This window comes from Caproicibacter fermentans (assembly GCF_009746625.1).
GTDB lineage: Bacteria > Bacillota > Clostridia > Oscillospirales > Acutalibacteraceae > Caproicibacter > Caproicibacter fermentans.
Map to the genome: position 1 here is coordinate 1 of NZ_VWXL01000111.1, position 14,659 is coordinate 14,659.

The 14,659-nt window shown below is 51.9% G+C and carries 21 protein-coding genes and 1 tRNA gene; 21 read left to right on the forward strand and 1 reads right to left on the reverse strand.

What is annotated here, in order from left to right:
- Window positions 1-150: 150 nt before the first annotated feature.
- Window positions 151-1,614: a transglutaminase domain-containing protein gene (locus CAFE_RS19485; protein ID WP_156991515.1), complete on the reverse strand. Its 1,464-nt coding sequence runs from the start codon at window positions 1,612-1,614 to the stop codon at window positions 151-153.
- 146 nt (window positions 1,615-1,760) lie between these two features.
- Between CAFE_RS19485 and CAFE_RS19490 the strand changes: the two genes are divergently transcribed.
- The 21 genes from CAFE_RS19490 (at window position 1,761) to CAFE_RS19590 (ending at window position 14,538) form a co-directional block, all read left to right on the forward strand.
- A tRNA-Pro gene (locus tag CAFE_RS19490) sits at window positions 1,761-1,836 on the forward strand.
- A 281-nt stretch (window positions 1,837-2,117) separates the two neighbouring features.
- A complete protein-coding gene (locus CAFE_RS19495; RefSeq protein ID WP_156991516.1) occupies window positions 2,118-2,636 on the forward strand; it encodes a hypothetical protein in 519 nt (172 codons plus the stop codon).
- Window positions 2,636-3,226 (forward strand): DUF1281 family ferredoxin-like fold protein, encoded by a 591-nt coding sequence (locus CAFE_RS19500; RefSeq protein ID WP_156991517.1) that lies wholly within the window; start codon window positions 2,636-2,638, stop codon window positions 3,224-3,226. The genes CAFE_RS19495 and CAFE_RS19500 overlap by 1 nt, the downstream gene beginning before the upstream one ends.
- Before the next feature lie 42 nt (window positions 3,227-3,268).
- Window positions 3,269-4,198, forward strand: coding sequence for a DNA adenine methylase (locus CAFE_RS19505; protein WP_413814452.1), 930 nt, complete (start codon window positions 3,269-3,271; stop codon window positions 4,196-4,198).
- Window positions 4,195-4,584: a hypothetical protein gene (locus tag CAFE_RS19510; RefSeq protein ID WP_156991518.1), complete on the forward strand. Its 390-nt coding sequence runs from the start codon at window positions 4,195-4,197 to the stop codon at window positions 4,582-4,584. Before CAFE_RS19505 ends, CAFE_RS19510 begins: the two co-directional genes overlap by 4 nt.
- A gap of 16 nt (window positions 4,585-4,600) precedes the next feature.
- Window positions 4,601-5,032: an AbrB/MazE/SpoVT family DNA-binding domain-containing protein gene (locus CAFE_RS19515; protein WP_156991519.1), complete on the forward strand. Its 432-nt coding sequence runs from the start codon at window positions 4,601-4,603 to the stop codon at window positions 5,030-5,032.
- Window positions 5,022-5,306: an AbrB/MazE/SpoVT family DNA-binding domain-containing protein gene (locus tag CAFE_RS19520; protein WP_156991520.1), complete on the forward strand. Its 285-nt coding sequence runs from the start codon at window positions 5,022-5,024 to the stop codon at window positions 5,304-5,306. Before CAFE_RS19515 ends, CAFE_RS19520 begins: the two co-directional genes overlap by 11 nt.
- 3 nt (window positions 5,307-5,309) lie before the next feature.
- Window positions 5,310-5,867: a hypothetical protein gene (locus CAFE_RS19525; RefSeq protein ID WP_156991521.1), complete on the forward strand. Its 558-nt coding sequence runs from the start codon at window positions 5,310-5,312 to the stop codon at window positions 5,865-5,867.
- 13 nt (window positions 5,868-5,880) lie between these two features.
- On the forward strand, window positions 5,881-6,429 hold the full coding sequence (locus CAFE_RS19530; RefSeq protein WP_156991522.1) for a YodL domain-containing protein: 549 nt from the start codon (window positions 5,881-5,883) through the stop codon (window positions 6,427-6,429).
- A gap of 34 nt (window positions 6,430-6,463) precedes the next feature.
- Window positions 6,464-6,805 carry a SpoVG family protein gene (locus tag CAFE_RS19535; protein WP_156991523.1) on the forward strand — a complete coding sequence of 114 codons (342 nt, stop codon included), beginning with the start codon at window positions 6,464-6,466 and terminating at the stop codon, window positions 6,803-6,805.
- Between the two features lie 35 nt (window positions 6,806-6,840).
- Window positions 6,841-7,071 carry a DUF6133 family protein gene (locus CAFE_RS19540; protein ID WP_156991524.1) on the forward strand — a complete coding sequence of 77 codons (231 nt, stop codon included), beginning with the start codon at window positions 6,841-6,843 and terminating at the stop codon, window positions 7,069-7,071.
- Complete coding sequence (locus tag CAFE_RS19545) at window positions 7,061-7,483, forward strand: prepilin peptidase (protein WP_156991525.1); 423 nt, start codon at window positions 7,061-7,063, stop codon at window positions 7,481-7,483. The genes CAFE_RS19540 and CAFE_RS19545 overlap by 11 nt, the downstream gene beginning before the upstream one ends.
- A gap of 172 nt (window positions 7,484-7,655) precedes the next feature.
- Complete coding sequence (cpaB, locus tag CAFE_RS19550; RefSeq protein WP_156991526.1) at window positions 7,656-8,474, forward strand: Flp pilus assembly protein CpaB; 819 nt, start codon at window positions 7,656-7,658, stop codon at window positions 8,472-8,474.
- Window positions 8,475-9,290 carry an AAA family ATPase gene (locus CAFE_RS19555; protein WP_156991527.1) on the forward strand — a complete coding sequence of 272 codons (816 nt, stop codon included), beginning with the start codon at window positions 8,475-8,477 and terminating at the stop codon, window positions 9,288-9,290. It abuts the gene before it with no gap.
- A 147-nt stretch (window positions 9,291-9,437) separates the two neighbouring features.
- Window positions 9,438-10,877, forward strand: a complete 1,440-nt coding sequence (locus CAFE_RS19560) for a CpaF/VirB11 family protein (RefSeq protein WP_233452890.1) — start codon at window positions 9,438-9,440, stop codon at window positions 10,875-10,877.
- A complete protein-coding gene (locus CAFE_RS19565) occupies window positions 10,874-11,803 on the forward strand; it encodes a type II secretion system F family protein (protein ID WP_156991528.1) in 930 nt (309 codons plus the stop codon). The genes CAFE_RS19560 and CAFE_RS19565 overlap by 4 nt, the downstream gene beginning before the upstream one ends.
- Before the next feature lie 5 nt (window positions 11,804-11,808).
- A complete protein-coding gene (locus CAFE_RS19570; RefSeq protein WP_156991529.1) occupies window positions 11,809-12,678 on the forward strand; it encodes a secretion protein F in 870 nt (289 codons plus the stop codon).
- A gap of 12 nt (window positions 12,679-12,690) precedes the next feature.
- A complete protein-coding gene (locus CAFE_RS19575; protein WP_156991530.1) occupies window positions 12,691-12,981 on the forward strand; it encodes a hypothetical protein in 291 nt (96 codons plus the stop codon).
- Window positions 12,975-13,370: a DUF4320 family protein gene (locus CAFE_RS19580; protein WP_156991531.1), complete on the forward strand. Its 396-nt coding sequence runs from the start codon at window positions 12,975-12,977 to the stop codon at window positions 13,368-13,370. Before CAFE_RS19575 ends, CAFE_RS19580 begins: the two co-directional genes overlap by 7 nt.
- Entirely contained in the window at window positions 13,367-13,912 is a 546-nt protein-coding gene (locus tag CAFE_RS19585) for a hypothetical protein (protein ID WP_156991532.1), read from the forward strand. Before CAFE_RS19580 ends, CAFE_RS19585 begins: the two co-directional genes overlap by 4 nt.
- A 95-nt stretch (window positions 13,913-14,007) precedes the next feature.
- The gene (locus tag CAFE_RS19590) at window positions 14,008-14,538 is read left to right on the forward strand and encodes a DUF6550 family protein (protein ID WP_156991533.1); all 531 of its coding nucleotides are present in this window, start codon (window positions 14,008-14,010) and stop codon (window positions 14,536-14,538) included.
- The last annotated feature ends 121 nt before the right edge of the window (window positions 14,539-14,659 follow it).

The window sequence follows — 14,659 nt, forward strand, 5'->3', positions numbered from 1 at the left end:
AAGGTCCCATGCGGTTTTCCGGCCCTTGCAGACCCTCTTCCGCAGCGCCCTTTCCGTAAGGCGCTTCACTATAATACCAAAACCCACCCCTATTGTCAACCCTTTTTTTCATTTTTTTTGGGTTTTCTGTTTTTGCCTCAAATTATATCATTACCGATAGGAAACAAAGACATTCAGCCCCAAGTCAGCCTGATCTGTCACATAAGAAACATTTTTTAGGTTCAAAGTCACGCCCGCCGCGGAAGCTGCTTCCTGCAAATAGGCTGCCATTTTATACGGTTTCGCCGTGGTAAGGCCCTTAATCGTCGCATCGTAGCCGGCGGCGGTAACCAAAAAAGCAATCGTTGTTTTTTTCTGCTTCATCTGCGCCGCAACGGATGAAACGACCGCGTCGTCTTCAGATCCGTCCAGAGTGGAAATGACGATTCCTTTTTTTCTGAAATAGTTGTCCTGCGTGGAGCCGCAGACCGGGAGCGTCATATTGTAGACCGCGTTGGCGCTGCAGATTTGCGCTTCCGTCAGCGACGAAGCGACCGGTGCGATGACATGCGTCAGCTTCAGCGTCTTATCATCTATATTAAAGTAGTTATATACCGTATTTGTATTGTCGCACCAGGTTAGGTCAACGTGATACCAATTACCGTCAATCTTAAAACCGTTCCACATGTGGGCGACTCCCTCGCCTGTCCCGCGGATCAGCACGCCGGAAAGGCCCGCGTATCCGCCGAGCAGCAGCATCGCCCTGGAGTATCCTTCGCACACCGCTTTTCCGTCGATCAACGCCCCGTATGCCGTATAGGATTTCCAATTCTTATTTGTAACGGCGGAATCATCGTAAGAACAGGCCTTCGTTATGTAATCAAATAAATATTCCTCGCGGTCGAACTCGCCGAGCCCGGACGGCATAGACTGGAGGATGGACTGCACCTTTCCGTTAAAAGCCAGAACAGCCGCGCTGCACTCGCTCTGCGTCAGCTCCGAATAAAGCTGCAAAATCGTCTGGTCGTTCCGGTATCCGTAAGAATAAGCGTTCGCGACCCAGAAAACCTGAGGATGGTCATCCAGATAGGCTGTCGTTGTCAGGCGAATTTCCGCTTCCGTCAGCTTCCCGGGAATTGAAATCTGACCGGTCGGGGCGTAATTTTGATAGGTTTTTGAAACCGCAACCTGATATACGCTGTTTTCGATTAATTTGTAGAGGGTTCTTTCCGATTCCGTCTTCAGCGCCTGATACCCGCCGCTTTGAGATACCGCGGTAAAACCGTTTGACGCGGCATTTTGTATACTCAGCCGTTTCACCGTCTGCGAAGCTTTTGATTCCGGAACTTTTTGGGGAGTCTGGACCTCCGATTCCGATTTTGCCTTTCGCGGGGCCGAAGACTGAACCGCAGAAGAGACGGAAGAGGACGGCTTTGAAACAGAGGAAGAGACCGCGGGCAATCTCGGCTTCTCCTGCTGGGAGTCGGCGGATGCGGCGGATGACAGCGGCGCCGGGGACGACGAAGGATCGGCGGCCGATAATAGATTCGAACCCGCGCACCCGCTAAGTTGAATCGACAAAGCAAAGGCAAGCAGAGCCGCAGTTAATTTTCGATCAAATCTTCCGAGTTTCAATTTTCTCTCCCGTCCTTTCAAATCCTTTTATGATTCATTATAACACAAATACCATTAAAAAAATTATAAATTCCTGATTCTATTCCGGTGCAGTTTTCTTGACATTGCATACTATTTCTCTTATAATAGGAAAGCTGTATTATTTTCGAGGTGTAGCGCAGTTGGTAGCGCGCCTGCTTTGGGAGCAGGATGTCGCAGGTTCAAGTCCTGTCACCTCGACCAGAAGATTAGGTCAAAATAGATACAGGGCTGAAAAAGCCAGTGTTTATGCGGCCTGACGAGGGTTTTGAATGAAAAATTCAAGACCCTCGTTTTTCATAGATGCACCTCGCTTTTTAACAAGAAAGCGGGGTGTTTCTCATTTTTGGCCGGAATCAGTCCGGTAAACAATTTAATAAAGCCAATACCCTACAGGGCAATTTTGAAGCGGCTGTGTTCTTCGTAACTGAAAACACAGCCGCTTTTTTTGTTGCTCAAAAACAAAATGAAAGGATGGATGCACCATGAAAAATGAACTGCAACCCCTGCGGCTCTTCAGCCCCCTCTTCCCCCATATCTACAGAAAAAACGAATGGGGCGATCTTGACGATTATCGGGAGGATTTATCGGCCGGTGAGATTTTAGAATATGAGGACAAAATCCTTGCCCTCATTCAGAAAGAAAAGCTGACCAGCGAGGGTGAGCGTGGCCTCGCCGTTTACCTTGATGATGATCTCAGCCAAAAGGTGTACAGCATCAATCCCTCAGTAGAGGAATGGAACGGTGAGCTGTGGTGTGTGACCGAGGTGCAAACTCACGGTTCGCTTTCTGCTCCAGAGCTTGTGGAGTTGACAGAATGGCTTTCTTCACAATTTTCTGACGGTTGGGGCGAGGGGCTGGAACAAAGGGAAATCAAGGTAGATGACGGTGAGCTGTATCTCAGCTTTTGGGATAGCAGCGACCGCTTCTTTATCAAGCCGGAGGATGAGCTGAAAGCCTGCCAGTCCTTCGGCTTCGGCATGACGATGGGAGGAATGCAGTAATGCCAAATCATGTAACCAATATTGTAAGAGTATCCGGCGATCCGGAAAAGGTCAAGGCGATGTTCGAGGATATCAAAGATGATAAGATCGGCCTCGGCAGCATTGACTTCAACAAGGTCATTCCGATGCCTGCGCATATCTTCCGTGGCAACCTTGGTATGGCCGAACGTGAGAAGTACGGCAAAGAAAACTGGTACGACTGGTCGATTTCCAATTGGGGAACCAAGTGGAACAGCTATGGCTACGATGGCGCATATACCCCGCAGGATTTTGACGGTGAGCATATCGAGTTCCAGACCGCATGGAGCCGTCCGGAAAGTGTCATTGCTGCACTGGCAGCAAAATATCCTGATCTATCCTTTGAACACAAATGGGCTGACGAGGACTTCGGATATAATGTCGGGCATTTGGAGTACGAAGATGGTGAAGAAATGTTCTGCGACATCCCTCCCGGTGGCTCCAAGGAAGCGATGGAGATGGCGGCTGAGGTTCACGATGTGGATCTGGCCGATGAGGGCTACCTGTACAACGAGAAAACCGGCGAATATGAGTACCATAATCCAGACGAGTCGATGTCACTGAAAATGTAGTGAGCATGGACTCTTTTTCTTTCCAGAGGGAGGTGATGGAATATCAATAGCTTTATCAGCTGGGTGGGCGGCAAGAAAGCCCTCCGCAATATCATATACCGGCTCTTCCCCAAGGACTTCGGCAGATACATTGAAGTCTTTGGCGGCGGGGGTTGGGTTTTATTCGGCAGACCGCCGGACTGCAAAGGAATGGAGGTCTACAATGACTTTAATGGTAACCTGACCAACCTGTTCTACTGTGTGAAAAACAGAACACTGGCATTTCTCAAGCAGCTGGGCTTCCTGCCACTCAACTCCCGCCATGAATTTAATGTCCTGCGCCGCTTCTTTGAAAAGGATGAATTCGATACGGAATATCTGAAAGAAGAACTGGAACTGGCGCAGCAGAACCTCCCGCCGCCTGAGTTTGAGGAATTGAGAGCTATCCTGCTGGAGCAGGCTGAGCCAAGCGATGTGTGGAGGGCTGCCGCCTTCTTCAAGCTCATCCGTTACAGCTATGGCAGCGGCTGCACCTCCTACGGCTGTCAGCCCTTTGACATCCGAAAGGTGTTCGCCGTGATATGGGAGGCATCAAGGCGGCTTGCTAATACGGTTGTGGAAAATAAAGACTTCGAGGCATTGATCCGGCAGTACGACCGGGACGATGCCTTTTTTTATTGCGATCCGCCGTATTACATGACCGAGGGTCACTATGCGGTGGAGTTCCTCAAAACCGACCATCAGCGGCTCCGGAATGCGCTGGCAGGCTGCAGGGGCAAATGGATGGTCAGCTATAACGACTGCGAATTTATCCGGGAGCTGTATCAGGAGTACACCATCACCCCGGTCACCCGCCTGAGCAATCTGGCGCAGCGGTATGAGGGCGGCTGCGAATACCCGGAGGTGATTATTACCAACTACGATCCCAAGGAGCGGGAAAAGGATACGTTCCAATTAAATATATTTGATTTTGGAGGTGAATACGAAGAATGACCGGACTTGAAAAAATCCGATGGGCAAAAGCCCTGATTGAAGAAGAAAGCAGCGGTGCCTATCAGTTTGTGGTGGGCAATGTTCACGATGACCTGTATCTGCGCTGCGGGGATAAAGCCAATGTGGGGCTGTATCTGACCGTGCAGCAAAATGAGAAAACAGGCGGCTATGATTGCATTTTCAAGGGCTATACCCGCATCAGCAGCGGCTACCACAATGCCAAGGGAATGCAGAAGCTGGCTGGCGAGTACAAGCAGGCCGCATATTTCCTCAAAGAAATGGAGATCGCCAACATCTCTCTGACCGGGGATGAGCTTCGCACCTTTGTGTCGGAGCTGAAATCGGCAGAGGAACAACAAATCAATGCCCCGCAGATGGGGATGTAAAAGGGAGGTTTGCACTATGAAAATCATTGAAACGAAAGGCCAAATTGCCGATAACGGCAGCATCATCCTGCCACCCGGTGTACTGGACACCATGTGCGTCACTGCCGGTGATACCGTGCATCTGGCGTATCTGTCTCATCATCCGGTGAAACAGATCAACAGCTATGGGGAATTCTTTCTCACCAAGGACGGCATCGACCATGTGAATGAGCCGGTGGAAGCACCGGAATCCGCAGAGCTATCGGTGCCTCATGCACTTTTGGAGGCGGCGGGGATTCCGTTGGATGACGATCTGGATATCCGCTGCGAGGACGGTGCCATCATCATCGAAAGTGCCGATCCCGTGAAGCAGCTGCCGCCCCAGCTCATGGAGCTGTTCGACAGTATTGGCGTGAGCCATGACACCATCCGTTGTGTGTTGGAGGGAGGTGCGGAAGATGAAGAATAGACCCATCTACAAGCTAATGGACGGCAAAGGCCGGGTGCTGATTCCCAAGGAGCTGCGCACCGCCAGCGGCATGGATTACGGCGACATTGTGCGGCTTGAACTTGCCAATGGCAGAGTCAGCGTCCAAAAGGTGGATATCATCGAAATCGGCGACCAGTCCCCGGAGGCGGTGGAGGCCTATGTCCGTGCAGCGTTTAAGACCATGCCGGACAATACGAGACTCTCCCTCATTTCCGACCTGACCGCCCTGCTGCAGCAGAAAAAGGAGGGCTGATGGATGGAGCGAAAATCGATATATACGGAATCAGACTGTTCGGCAACGGGCTTAGCCTGCAGTATTCAGGGGAAAGTTGTCGTATTGGATCAGGATACTCCGGAAAGACAGTTGTACTTCTGCCTCTGCGGAAATGGAGCCGGTGTCAATCCAAGTGGCTCCGCTGTCTTTTTGGTATCTCTGCGTACCGGGGAGTTTGCCCTGAAAAAACGCAGCGAGGTCATCGGCATCCTGAAGCCGGAGCATCTGCCGGACAGCGCCAAGCTGCAGCTCTCCCAAATCAGGCCGGTGGGAGCAATGGATTTAAAGAATCATGAGCCGAAATACAGCGGCTACAGCTTTCTCGCCGATGGCCGATATGCCTCCGGTGTGTGGCTTTGCACCGAGCAGGAAGCGCTGGAATATGTGGAAATGCAGAAGCCCTACCAGCACCGCATCATGCTCTGCGACCGGGATGACTTCTGTGTGCTGGAAATGGAAAACGGCAGGCTCCTCCATCCCACGGAGGAAGCAATGGAAGCCTTTCGCAATCCGCGGAACGGAGGCATGACTATGACGTAAAGGAGGTAAGCTCATGCGAAATATCCGAATGGAAAAAGATATCATTCTGTACTACGGCAACCCTGCCGGTTATGTCAGCGGCGGCAAAGCGGTGGTTGATCCTCTCTTCGAGTCGGAGGAACTGAAAGCCTTTCTCAGCCGCCAAAAAGATATCGGCGAGGTGAAATGGACGAACGGCATATACGACCGCCTTGTGAACGGTCAGAGAGATACCCAAGAACTCACCCTGCTGAAAAGCTGCCGTGTGTGGCAGTTAAAGCCGGAATCGGATATCCGGATGCGCTTCATCAGCCTTGAAGATTTCGGCAAATCATTCGGAGAACCGCAAATGTCCGATTACCAAACGGTCTATGACGGCGAGGTGGAAACCAACGATCTGGAGGCGCTGTACACCAAATTCAACACCGCCCATCCTCTCGGCTATGTGGGGCATTCCCTGTCCATGTCGGATGTGCTGGAGCTGTACGATGAAAACAGCAGCAGCTTCTACTACTGCGACCGCTTTGGCTTTCAGAAAATCGGCTTTGCGCCACCGGCGCAGACACAAACCATGCAGCTCTGATGAGCTGCTTATTTCATTTTAGGAGGAAAATATCATGCCTCATGTAGACGTAAAAATTAATTCCATGTACCCGCCCGGAGCCAGCGGCGGCATTCGTGCCTACGCTTCGGCAACGGTGGACGGCTGCCTCGGTATCCGGGGCATCAAGGTGGTGGAGGGAGGCCGTGACGGTCTCTTCGTTTCCATGCCCAGCCGCAAAACGGAAAACGGCTACAAGGAAATCTGCTTCCCCGTGACCAAGGAGTTCCGGGAACAGCTCCATAAGACCGTGCTGGACAGCTACCAGCAAGCCGTAGCCATGAACCAAGCGCCGGTACAGCCGCAGGAAGCTGCACCGGAACAGTCCCAGCCGCCCATGCAGATGGGCGGGATGTAACGCAACTACAATAAAAAATTTGGAGGTAAAACACCATGAAAAAAATGATAAGCAAGGTAACCCATAAGGCAAATATGCTGGCAATCAAAGCAAGAATGGCGCTCACCAACAACCACGCCGAGGGATTTGTGGATACCGCAATTAAGATTTTGATGGCCGTGGTCATCGGGGCTTTGGTACTGGCCGGTCTGTATATGCTCTTTGACAAAACCGTGCTGCCTACCCTCGTTCAGCGCATTAAGGATATGTTCAACTATGCCGGATAAGCTGGCCGCTGTGCAGGCGGTCATTTTTGCCCTACTGCTGTGTGCGGCATCGGTAACGGACTTGACAAAACGCATTGTTCCAAACTGGCTCTGTCTTGGGATTGCGTTCATTTCCATAATCGGATTTGCGCCGGTTAAGCTGCTTGGTATTTTTATCGCCCTGCCGTTTCTGCTGGCCGCCGTGTTCTTCGGCGGCATGGGCGGCGGCGACATCAAGCTGATGGCGGCCTGCGGTTTGGTGTTGGGGCTGCCCCAAGGACTGCTTGCGGCGATGTCCGGACTCAGTCTGCTGCTCACCTATGTGGGCATATATCGGATTGTCTGCAGGGTGCAAAGGCGGGAAGCGAAAAAAGCCTTCCCCCTTGCGCCCTTTTTATCGGCGGGCTGTCTGCTTGCCTATTTCATTTCGTGAAAGGATGGATGGTATGAGAAATCAAAATAAGCGAACTGTTTTGAAACTGTTGTGTGTGGTGCTGCCGCTTGCAGCTGTGGCTGTCGGCATTCCACACGTTATCCGCAGATATAAGATCAGAAAATGTGCTGTGCAGTAATCATCTTTTATCAATCAAAGGAGGACTTAAGCTATGAGCTTTTTTAAGAATAGAACGGTTATCGGCGTGATCTGCATCGTACTGTCGCTTCTAATCTGCTTTGCGATTACGCCGCTGTTCAACCAAAGCATCAGCCAGAAAACCGAGATTGTGCGGGTGATCAAGCCCATCAAAATCGGAGAGGCCATCACCAAGGACATGGTGCAGACCGATGAGGTGGGCGGTTACAATCTGCCGGAGGATGTTGTCAGGCAGATGGATACCGTCACCGGAAAATTTGCCTCCGCCGATTTAGCGCCGGGAGATTACATCATCGCCTCCAAAATAGCCGATGCTCCTGCTGCGGAGAACGCCTATCTCTACAACCTGACCGGCGAAAAGCAGGCCATTTCCGTATCGGTCAAGAGCTTTGCAGCAGGATTGTCGGGCAAGCTGATTTCCGGGGATATCGTGTCCATCGTCGCCCCGGACTACAAGAAACAGGGCATGACGGTGATCCCGCCGGAGCTGCAATATGTAGAAGTGATTGCCGTCACTGCAGGCAGCGGTTACGATGCAAACACAGGAGAGCAGAAAGAAGCCGAAGCTGAGGATGAAAAGGAGCTGCCTGCCACCGTTACCCTGCTGGTTACACCGGAGCAGAGCAAAATCCTTGCGGAGCTGGAAGCGGACGGTACCCTTCATGTGTCCCTCGTTTACCGTGGTGATAAGAAAAATACGGTGAAGTTTACCGCGGCGCAGGACTTGGTGCTTTCCCAGCTGTACCCGGAGGAAGCGGAATCTCAGGAAAGCGAGGATAGCACTCAACCGGAATCCCCTGCGAATACACAGGCAGAAAGCGGGGCTGAGTAAATGCTGAACTTCAAAAAAGGCGGCCTGTTCAGCCGCAAAGAAAATATAGAGCCTCCGGAGATAGAACCGGAAAATATCGCACAGGTGCTGGCGGTTTGGGGCAGCCCCGGCTGCGGCAAGACCACTGTGGCGGTCAAGCTGGCCAAATATCTGGCAGACAGAAAAAAGAATGTGGTGCTGCTACTCTGCGACTGCACTACGCCCATGCTTCCCTGCATTTGTCCGTCCGGTGAGCTGGAGGGGGATCATTCCCTCCGCAGCATTCTGGCTGCCAATTCCATCACGGAGTCCTTGGTGAAAAACAACTGCAACACCCATAAGCGCATGAGCCATCTGGCAGTCATCGGCCTGCAAAAGGGAGAAAACGAAAACTGCTATCCTCCGGTGAACGAAAAGTTACTGCGAGAGCTGATGGGCGTGCTGCGTGATATGGACAGCCATATCATCATCGACTGCGGCAGCGCCATCTATTTTGACGAGTTGTCCACCATCTCTATTCTGGAATCCGATGCGGTGCTGCGTCTCATAAACTGCGACCTGAAATCAGTCAGCTATCTGTCCAGCCAGCAGGAATATTTGCGGATGGCAGGCTTTGACTCTGAAAAGCTGTACAAGGCGGTTAGCAATGTGAAGTCCAACGAAGCCAGCCAGAACATGGAGCAGGTGCTGGGCAGCGCTGTGTTTACCCTGCCGCACTCCCCGGAGCTGGAGGCTCAGGTGCTGGCCGGAAACCTGTTCGCCGATTTGTCCCTGAAAGACAGCAGAGGCTTCCGCAAGGAAATTCAAAAAATATCAAGGGAGGTATTTGGAGTATGAGTATAAAAGTGTTTTGTTTCCAAATCTCCCTCGGAGAGCTGGGGGTTCCCAAAAGGGGGATGGTTCCCCCTTTTGAGGCACACCGTGAGCGCAGCGAACCTTGCAGCTTTCGCAAAAGCTGCGTGTGCCAAAGGAGGTGTTTGGCGTATGAGCAGGCATAATCTATTCTTTACTCCAGAGCAGGAAACCGGGGATTTTCACAGTGTGCTGCAGCAGGTGCAGGAATATATCGCCGGTCAGCACAGCGAGCTGTTGTCGGACGGCAATGCCGCTGAAGCCAAGGCCAACATCAAGCGCTACATTGCCAAGTTTGTTCAGGACAGCCGTGTGGCGGTCAAAGGTATGACACAGCAGCAGCTGGTGGATGCTATGTTCACGGAGATGGCTGAATACTCCTTTCTCACCAAGTACATCTTTGCGGACGGAATCGAAGAAATCGACATCAACAGCTGGCGGGATATTGAAATCCAGTATGCCGGTGGGCGCTGCGAAAAGCTCACGGAACACTTTGACAGCCCCGAACACTGCATTAATGTACTGCGCCGGATGCTTCATGTGTCCGGTACGATTCTGGATGATCAATCTCCGCTGGTGGTGGGTACCCTTGCGGAAAATATCCGGATTGCCGTCATGAAAAGCCCCATTGTGGATGCCAATATCGGCGCTGCCGCCTCCATCCGTATTGTGAATCCCAATCATATGGAAAAACAGGACTTCATAGACGGCGGCACGGCAACCGGAGAAATGCTGGATATGCTCTCTGAGTTTATTCGCTACGGCATTTCGGTATGCATTGCCGGAGCTACCAGCAGCGGCAAGACCACTGTTGCAGGTTGGCTCTTAACCACCATCCCTGACAACAAGCGTATCTTTACCATTGAAAACGGCAGCCGGGAGCTTTCTCTCATCCGGGAAAAAGACGGCAGGGTTACCAATTCCGTAGTGCATACCCTCACCCGAAACAGCGAGAACGAGCTGTATCGCATTGAGCAGATCGACCTTGTGGACATCTCCCTGCGTTTCAACCCCGACATTATCGTGGTCGGCGAAATGCGTGGCGAGGAAGCCAATGCCGCACAGGAGGTAGCCCGAACCGGCGTGGCGGTGGTCACCACCATCCACTCCAATTCCTGCGAATCCACCTACCGCCGCATGGTTTCCCTGTGCAAGCGAGCCGTGGATATGTCGGATGAAACCCTTATGGGTTATGTCACAGAAGCCTATCCCATTGTCGTGTTCTGCAAACAGCTGGAAAACAAGCAGCGGCGGCTCATGGAAATCATGGAGTGTGAAATCCTGCCGGACAACAGCCGAAATTACCGTACCCTGTTCCGGTACGAAATCACCGAAAACCGCTATGAGGACAACCAGTTTTTCATTACCGGACACCATGTAACGGTGAATCCCATCTCCGACAGCCTGTGCAAACGGCTGCTGGAAAACGGAATGCCGCAGGAACGCATCAATCTTCTGAAGAAAGGAGGGCGGCGAGCCGCCGCTGGCAATTCGCACACTGGAACAGACGGTGAAATTGCAAGTTTGCCGCCTGCGTCCAAATCAAGTGAAGAACGGAGGTGTCACGTATGACAACCATTCAACTCTTGGCCTGTATTGGTATGATTACAGGCTTTTTTCTATTGCTCGGCTTAAAGCCGATGGAATTCACCGATGGGCTGTTTTCCTTTCTCACCAGAGAAAAGAAATCCATTAGAGATGAAATCAAGGCCGCACAGCGCCGCCAAAAGCCGGGATTTTTGAAGCGGCAAATCCAGATGGCGCAGGAGGTGCTGGCCATGACCGGCAGGAGCAATCGCTTCTCTCTGATTTGCGCCTGCTCTCTGCTGCTGTTTGCCATCGGTGCCGCTATCGCCATTGTGATGGGCAATTTCTTCTTGGCTCCGGTGATGGCTGTGGGGTTTATGATGCTGCCCTTTTGGTATGTGCAGCTCACCGCCAGCCATTTCAAAAAAGACATCGCCGCCGAGCTGGAAACGGCGCTTTCCATTGTCACAACAGCCTACCTGAGAAGCGAAAACATCCTCACCGCTGTGGAGGAAAACCTCAACTATCTGAACCCACCCGTGCATCAGGTGTTCAAGGATTTTGTCCTGCGGGTGAGGCTCATTGATCCCGATGTGCTGGAGGCCATCAAGATGCTGCGCACCAAAATCGACAACGAGGTGTTCCGGGAATGGTGCGATGCTCTGTGTGACTGCCAACATGACCGCAGCCTGAAAGTTACCCTGACTCCTATCGTCAGCAAGCTCAGTGATATGCGGATCGTCAACGGCGAGCTGGAATACCTCGTCTTTGAACCCCGCAAGGAATTTATTATCATGGTCATCTTCGTGATCGGCAACATTCCCCTCATGTATCTCCTGAACAAGAGCTGGTATGACACGCTGATGTACACGCCGCTGGGTCAGATTATTCTGGCCATCAGCGCCGCTCTGATTTTTATCTCTACGGCCTGCGTGCTTCGGCTCACTAAGCCCATTGAGTACAGGAGGTGATGGCGATGGGATTACTGTTTTTATTCGGAGTCACTTTGGCAGCGGGGCTGTTCTTTCTTCTTTTGGATCTGCTGCGCCTGCCGTATCTCAGCACCGCCAAGGCCATGCTGAACACCACAAGGTCGGAGAAAAAAGCGGCAAAGAGCATGGAAGCCTACCTCATGACATGGGCGGTAAAGCTCGCAAAGCTCATTCGCATGGACGAATACCGCAGGCATCGGCTCAAAAATGTGCTGAAAGCCACCGGCATGAACATGGAACCAGAGGTCTATCAGGCCTATGCGCTGGTGAAATCCGGCGTGATTTTGCTGATGGCGATCCCTGCAGGCTTTGTGTTTCCCTTGCTGGTGCCGGTGGTGGTGTTCCTTGCGGTTATGGTGTATTTCAAGGAAACCAAAAAGGCAGACGAAAAGCTGTCTGCCAAGCGAGCATCGGTGGAAAAGGAACTGCCCCGTTTCGTTGCCAACATCGAACAGGAGCTGAAAGCCTCCCGTGATGTACTGGCCATCATAGAAAACTACAAGAAAAACGCCGGAGAAGCCTTTGCCGGGGAGCTGACCATGCTGGCGGCGGATATGCGATCCTCCAGCTATGAGGCAGCCCTTACCCGGTTTGAGGCAAGGCTCAATTCGCCCATGCTGTCGGATGTTGTGCGAGGCCTCATCGGTGTGCTGCGTGGAGATGACAGCACGGTGTATTTTCAGATGCTGGCGCATGACTTCAAGCAGCTGGAGCTGCAGAGGCTCAAGGGTGAGGCGCAGAAAATACCGCCGAAAATTCGTATGTTTTCCTTTCTCATGCTGATGTGCTTTCTCTTTACCTATCTGGCCATTATTGCTTATGAGATTATCAAGTCCCTCAGTGGGATGTTTTAAGGAGGTGAAACTGTGATTGTACAGGAAATGTTAATCAAGTATCCGCAGGCGTCCTTTGATATGATGACACCGGGCGGGTTTGTCTTTTTAACGCCGGAAGCAGCAAGGGAGCTGCTGTCGGGAAAGAGCGTGACCGGACATCCCGGTGTTTCAGAACCTTCAAGGGTGGTGACGGCTGATGAGCTTTTGAATCAGGAAGTCGTCAGTTCCGAATACAGCAACAATGTGTGGCATATACTAAGCGATTTTCCGCAGATGGAGCAGGACTCCGCCTCGCCCGAACAGGGGGTGAAGCTATGCTGAAGCTCTTAAAATCCAAACGTGGCGAGGGTTACATTGATGTGTGTGTCCTCGTCCTCTGCGCCATGCTGGTTATTGCGTTGGCGGTGCAGGTGCTGCCGGTGTTCATCGCCAAACATCAGCTGGACACCTATGCCACAGAGCTGTGCCGGGAAGCGGAAATCTCCGGCAGGGTTGGCAGCGAAACCAGCCGCCGTGCGGCGGTTCTTACCGAGCAGACAGGGCTGAGTCCCCGGATTTCATGGTCAAAGACCGGCAATATCCAGCTGAATCAGGAAATCACCGTCACCCTGACCTTGGACAAGAACATCGGGATGTTCGGCGGGTTCGGTTCGTTCCCTATCACCCTGCGTTCGGAGGCCTCCGGGAAAAGCGAGGTGTACCACAAATGACCAAGCTAAAAAATGTTCTTAAAAGTAAGGCCGGGAACGGCTTCCCCTTGGTGGTAGCCATTACGCTGGCGCTTGTCATTATCCTGTGTGGCGTGATGGAGTTTTTTAGGCTGAATATTATCGCCACCGGCGTAAAGGAGGCCTTGGAGGATGCTATCATCGTGACGGTCAACGACAACTATGCCGATGTGTATCACGGTGTGCGGGAGGGCTACAGCGGAGGCTATCAGCCGGACGGATCTTCCTTTTCCTACAGTGTGAACACCGGTGATATTTACGGTTACATGGATGGTGTTCTCGGCACAGAAGCTGTGGGAGGCAGCCATGTGAAATATGCCGGGGATGCTTTGGAATACAAGCTATCTGGCTTGGATGTCACTATCCGCAATGCGCCGCTGGCTCCGTCCTCCCCTAAAAACGCACAGCGCTTTGAAGCGGATGCGGTGATTCTTTTGGAGGTGCCGGTGTATTTCGGCGGCAAGGAGCTGGCTCCCATGAAGATCAAACTCAAGGTTCAGGCGGGATACACCGAGGTGTTTTAACTGTTCGGGAAATCGTCTGGACTTCCGAAAAAATATGTAGTATGGTGAGAAATACAAAGGTAACATTTTACACTTCTTCAAAGGAGGCTTTTTATATGAGTGATAAAACCAAAAGGAGGCTCGCCATTGCGGGCGCTTCGGTGATTTGCATAGCGTTGGTAATTGCCATCGGAATACGGTTTGCCAAGGAGCCCGTAAGGCCGGATGCTTCTTCACAGGAGCCGGTCAGTTCTTCGGATGTGGCTCCTGATATACAAAATAACACAAAGGAAAAAGAAGTTGTGGTTTCCCCGCAGCCTACACCGGAGCCGGAAAGCTCGGAAACACTGCCGCCCCAAACCGATCTGCCGGAGCAAAAACTCCAGCCCGATCCGGTAAAGCCGGAAGCTCCTGCAAAGCCTGAGCTGCCAAAGGATGCGGACACCAAAAACCCAGCAAAGCCGCCGGAATACAAACCGGAGGATACGGAAAAGAAACCGGCTGCTGAAAGTAAGGCGCAGGGCGGCGAAAAAAAGGACGGCCAAATTTATGTACCGGGATTCGGATGGATTGATGATATCGGTGAGGGGCAAGGTTCAACCGCAGATGATATGTATGAAAACGGAAATAAAATCGGAGAAATGTAATCTTTAGTTGAAAGTGACTAACACGTAACGTGACCTGAAATGCCCGAAACTGCTGGCATAAAGCATATTTTAGAGTCTGTGTTGCAGATAAAATAGTGACATAGCCGCACTTATTCATAAG

Coding starts and splice junctions, on each gene's coding strand:
- CAFE_RS19495 (WP_156991516.1), top strand. CDS start 2,118: ATGAAAAATGAACTGCAACCCCTGCGGCTCTTCAGCCCCCTCTTCCCC.
- CAFE_RS19500 (WP_156991517.1), top strand. CDS start 2,636: ATGCCAAATCATGTAACCAATATTGTAAGAGTATCCGGCGATCCGGAA.
- CAFE_RS19510 (WP_156991518.1), top strand. CDS start 4,195: ATGACCGGACTTGAAAAAATCCGATGGGCAAAAGCCCTGATTGAAGAA.
- CAFE_RS19515 (WP_156991519.1), top strand. CDS start 4,601: ATGAAAATCATTGAAACGAAAGGCCAAATTGCCGATAACGGCAGCATC.
- CAFE_RS19520 (WP_156991520.1), top strand. CDS start 5,022: ATGAAGAATAGACCCATCTACAAGCTAATGGACGGCAAAGGCCGGGTG.
- CAFE_RS19525 (WP_156991521.1), top strand. CDS start 5,310: ATGGAGCGAAAATCGATATATACGGAATCAGACTGTTCGGCAACGGGC.
- CAFE_RS19530 (WP_156991522.1), top strand. CDS start 5,881: ATGCGAAATATCCGAATGGAAAAAGATATCATTCTGTACTACGGCAAC.
- CAFE_RS19535 (WP_156991523.1), top strand. CDS start 6,464: ATGCCTCATGTAGACGTAAAAATTAATTCCATGTACCCGCCCGGAGCC.
- CAFE_RS19540 (WP_156991524.1), top strand. CDS start 6,841: ATGAAAAAAATGATAAGCAAGGTAACCCATAAGGCAAATATGCTGGCA.
- CAFE_RS19545 (WP_156991525.1), top strand. CDS start 7,061: ATGCCGGATAAGCTGGCCGCTGTGCAGGCGGTCATTTTTGCCCTACTG.
- cpaB (WP_156991526.1), top strand. CDS start 7,656: ATGAGCTTTTTTAAGAATAGAACGGTTATCGGCGTGATCTGCATCGTA.
- CAFE_RS19555 (WP_156991527.1), top strand. CDS start 8,475: ATGCTGAACTTCAAAAAAGGCGGCCTGTTCAGCCGCAAAGAAAATATA.
- CAFE_RS19560 (WP_233452890.1), top strand. CDS start 9,438: ATGAGCAGGCATAATCTATTCTTTACTCCAGAGCAGGAAACCGGGGAT.
- CAFE_RS19565 (WP_156991528.1), top strand. CDS start 10,874: ATGACAACCATTCAACTCTTGGCCTGTATTGGTATGATTACAGGCTTT.
- CAFE_RS19570 (WP_156991529.1), top strand. CDS start 11,809: ATGGGATTACTGTTTTTATTCGGAGTCACTTTGGCAGCGGGGCTGTTC.
- CAFE_RS19580 (WP_156991531.1), top strand. CDS start 12,975: ATGCTGAAGCTCTTAAAATCCAAACGTGGCGAGGGTTACATTGATGTG.
- CAFE_RS19585 (WP_156991532.1), top strand. CDS start 13,367: ATGACCAAGCTAAAAAATGTTCTTAAAAGTAAGGCCGGGAACGGCTTC.
- CAFE_RS19590 (WP_156991533.1), top strand. CDS start 14,008: ATGAGTGATAAAACCAAAAGGAGGCTCGCCATTGCGGGCGCTTCGGTG.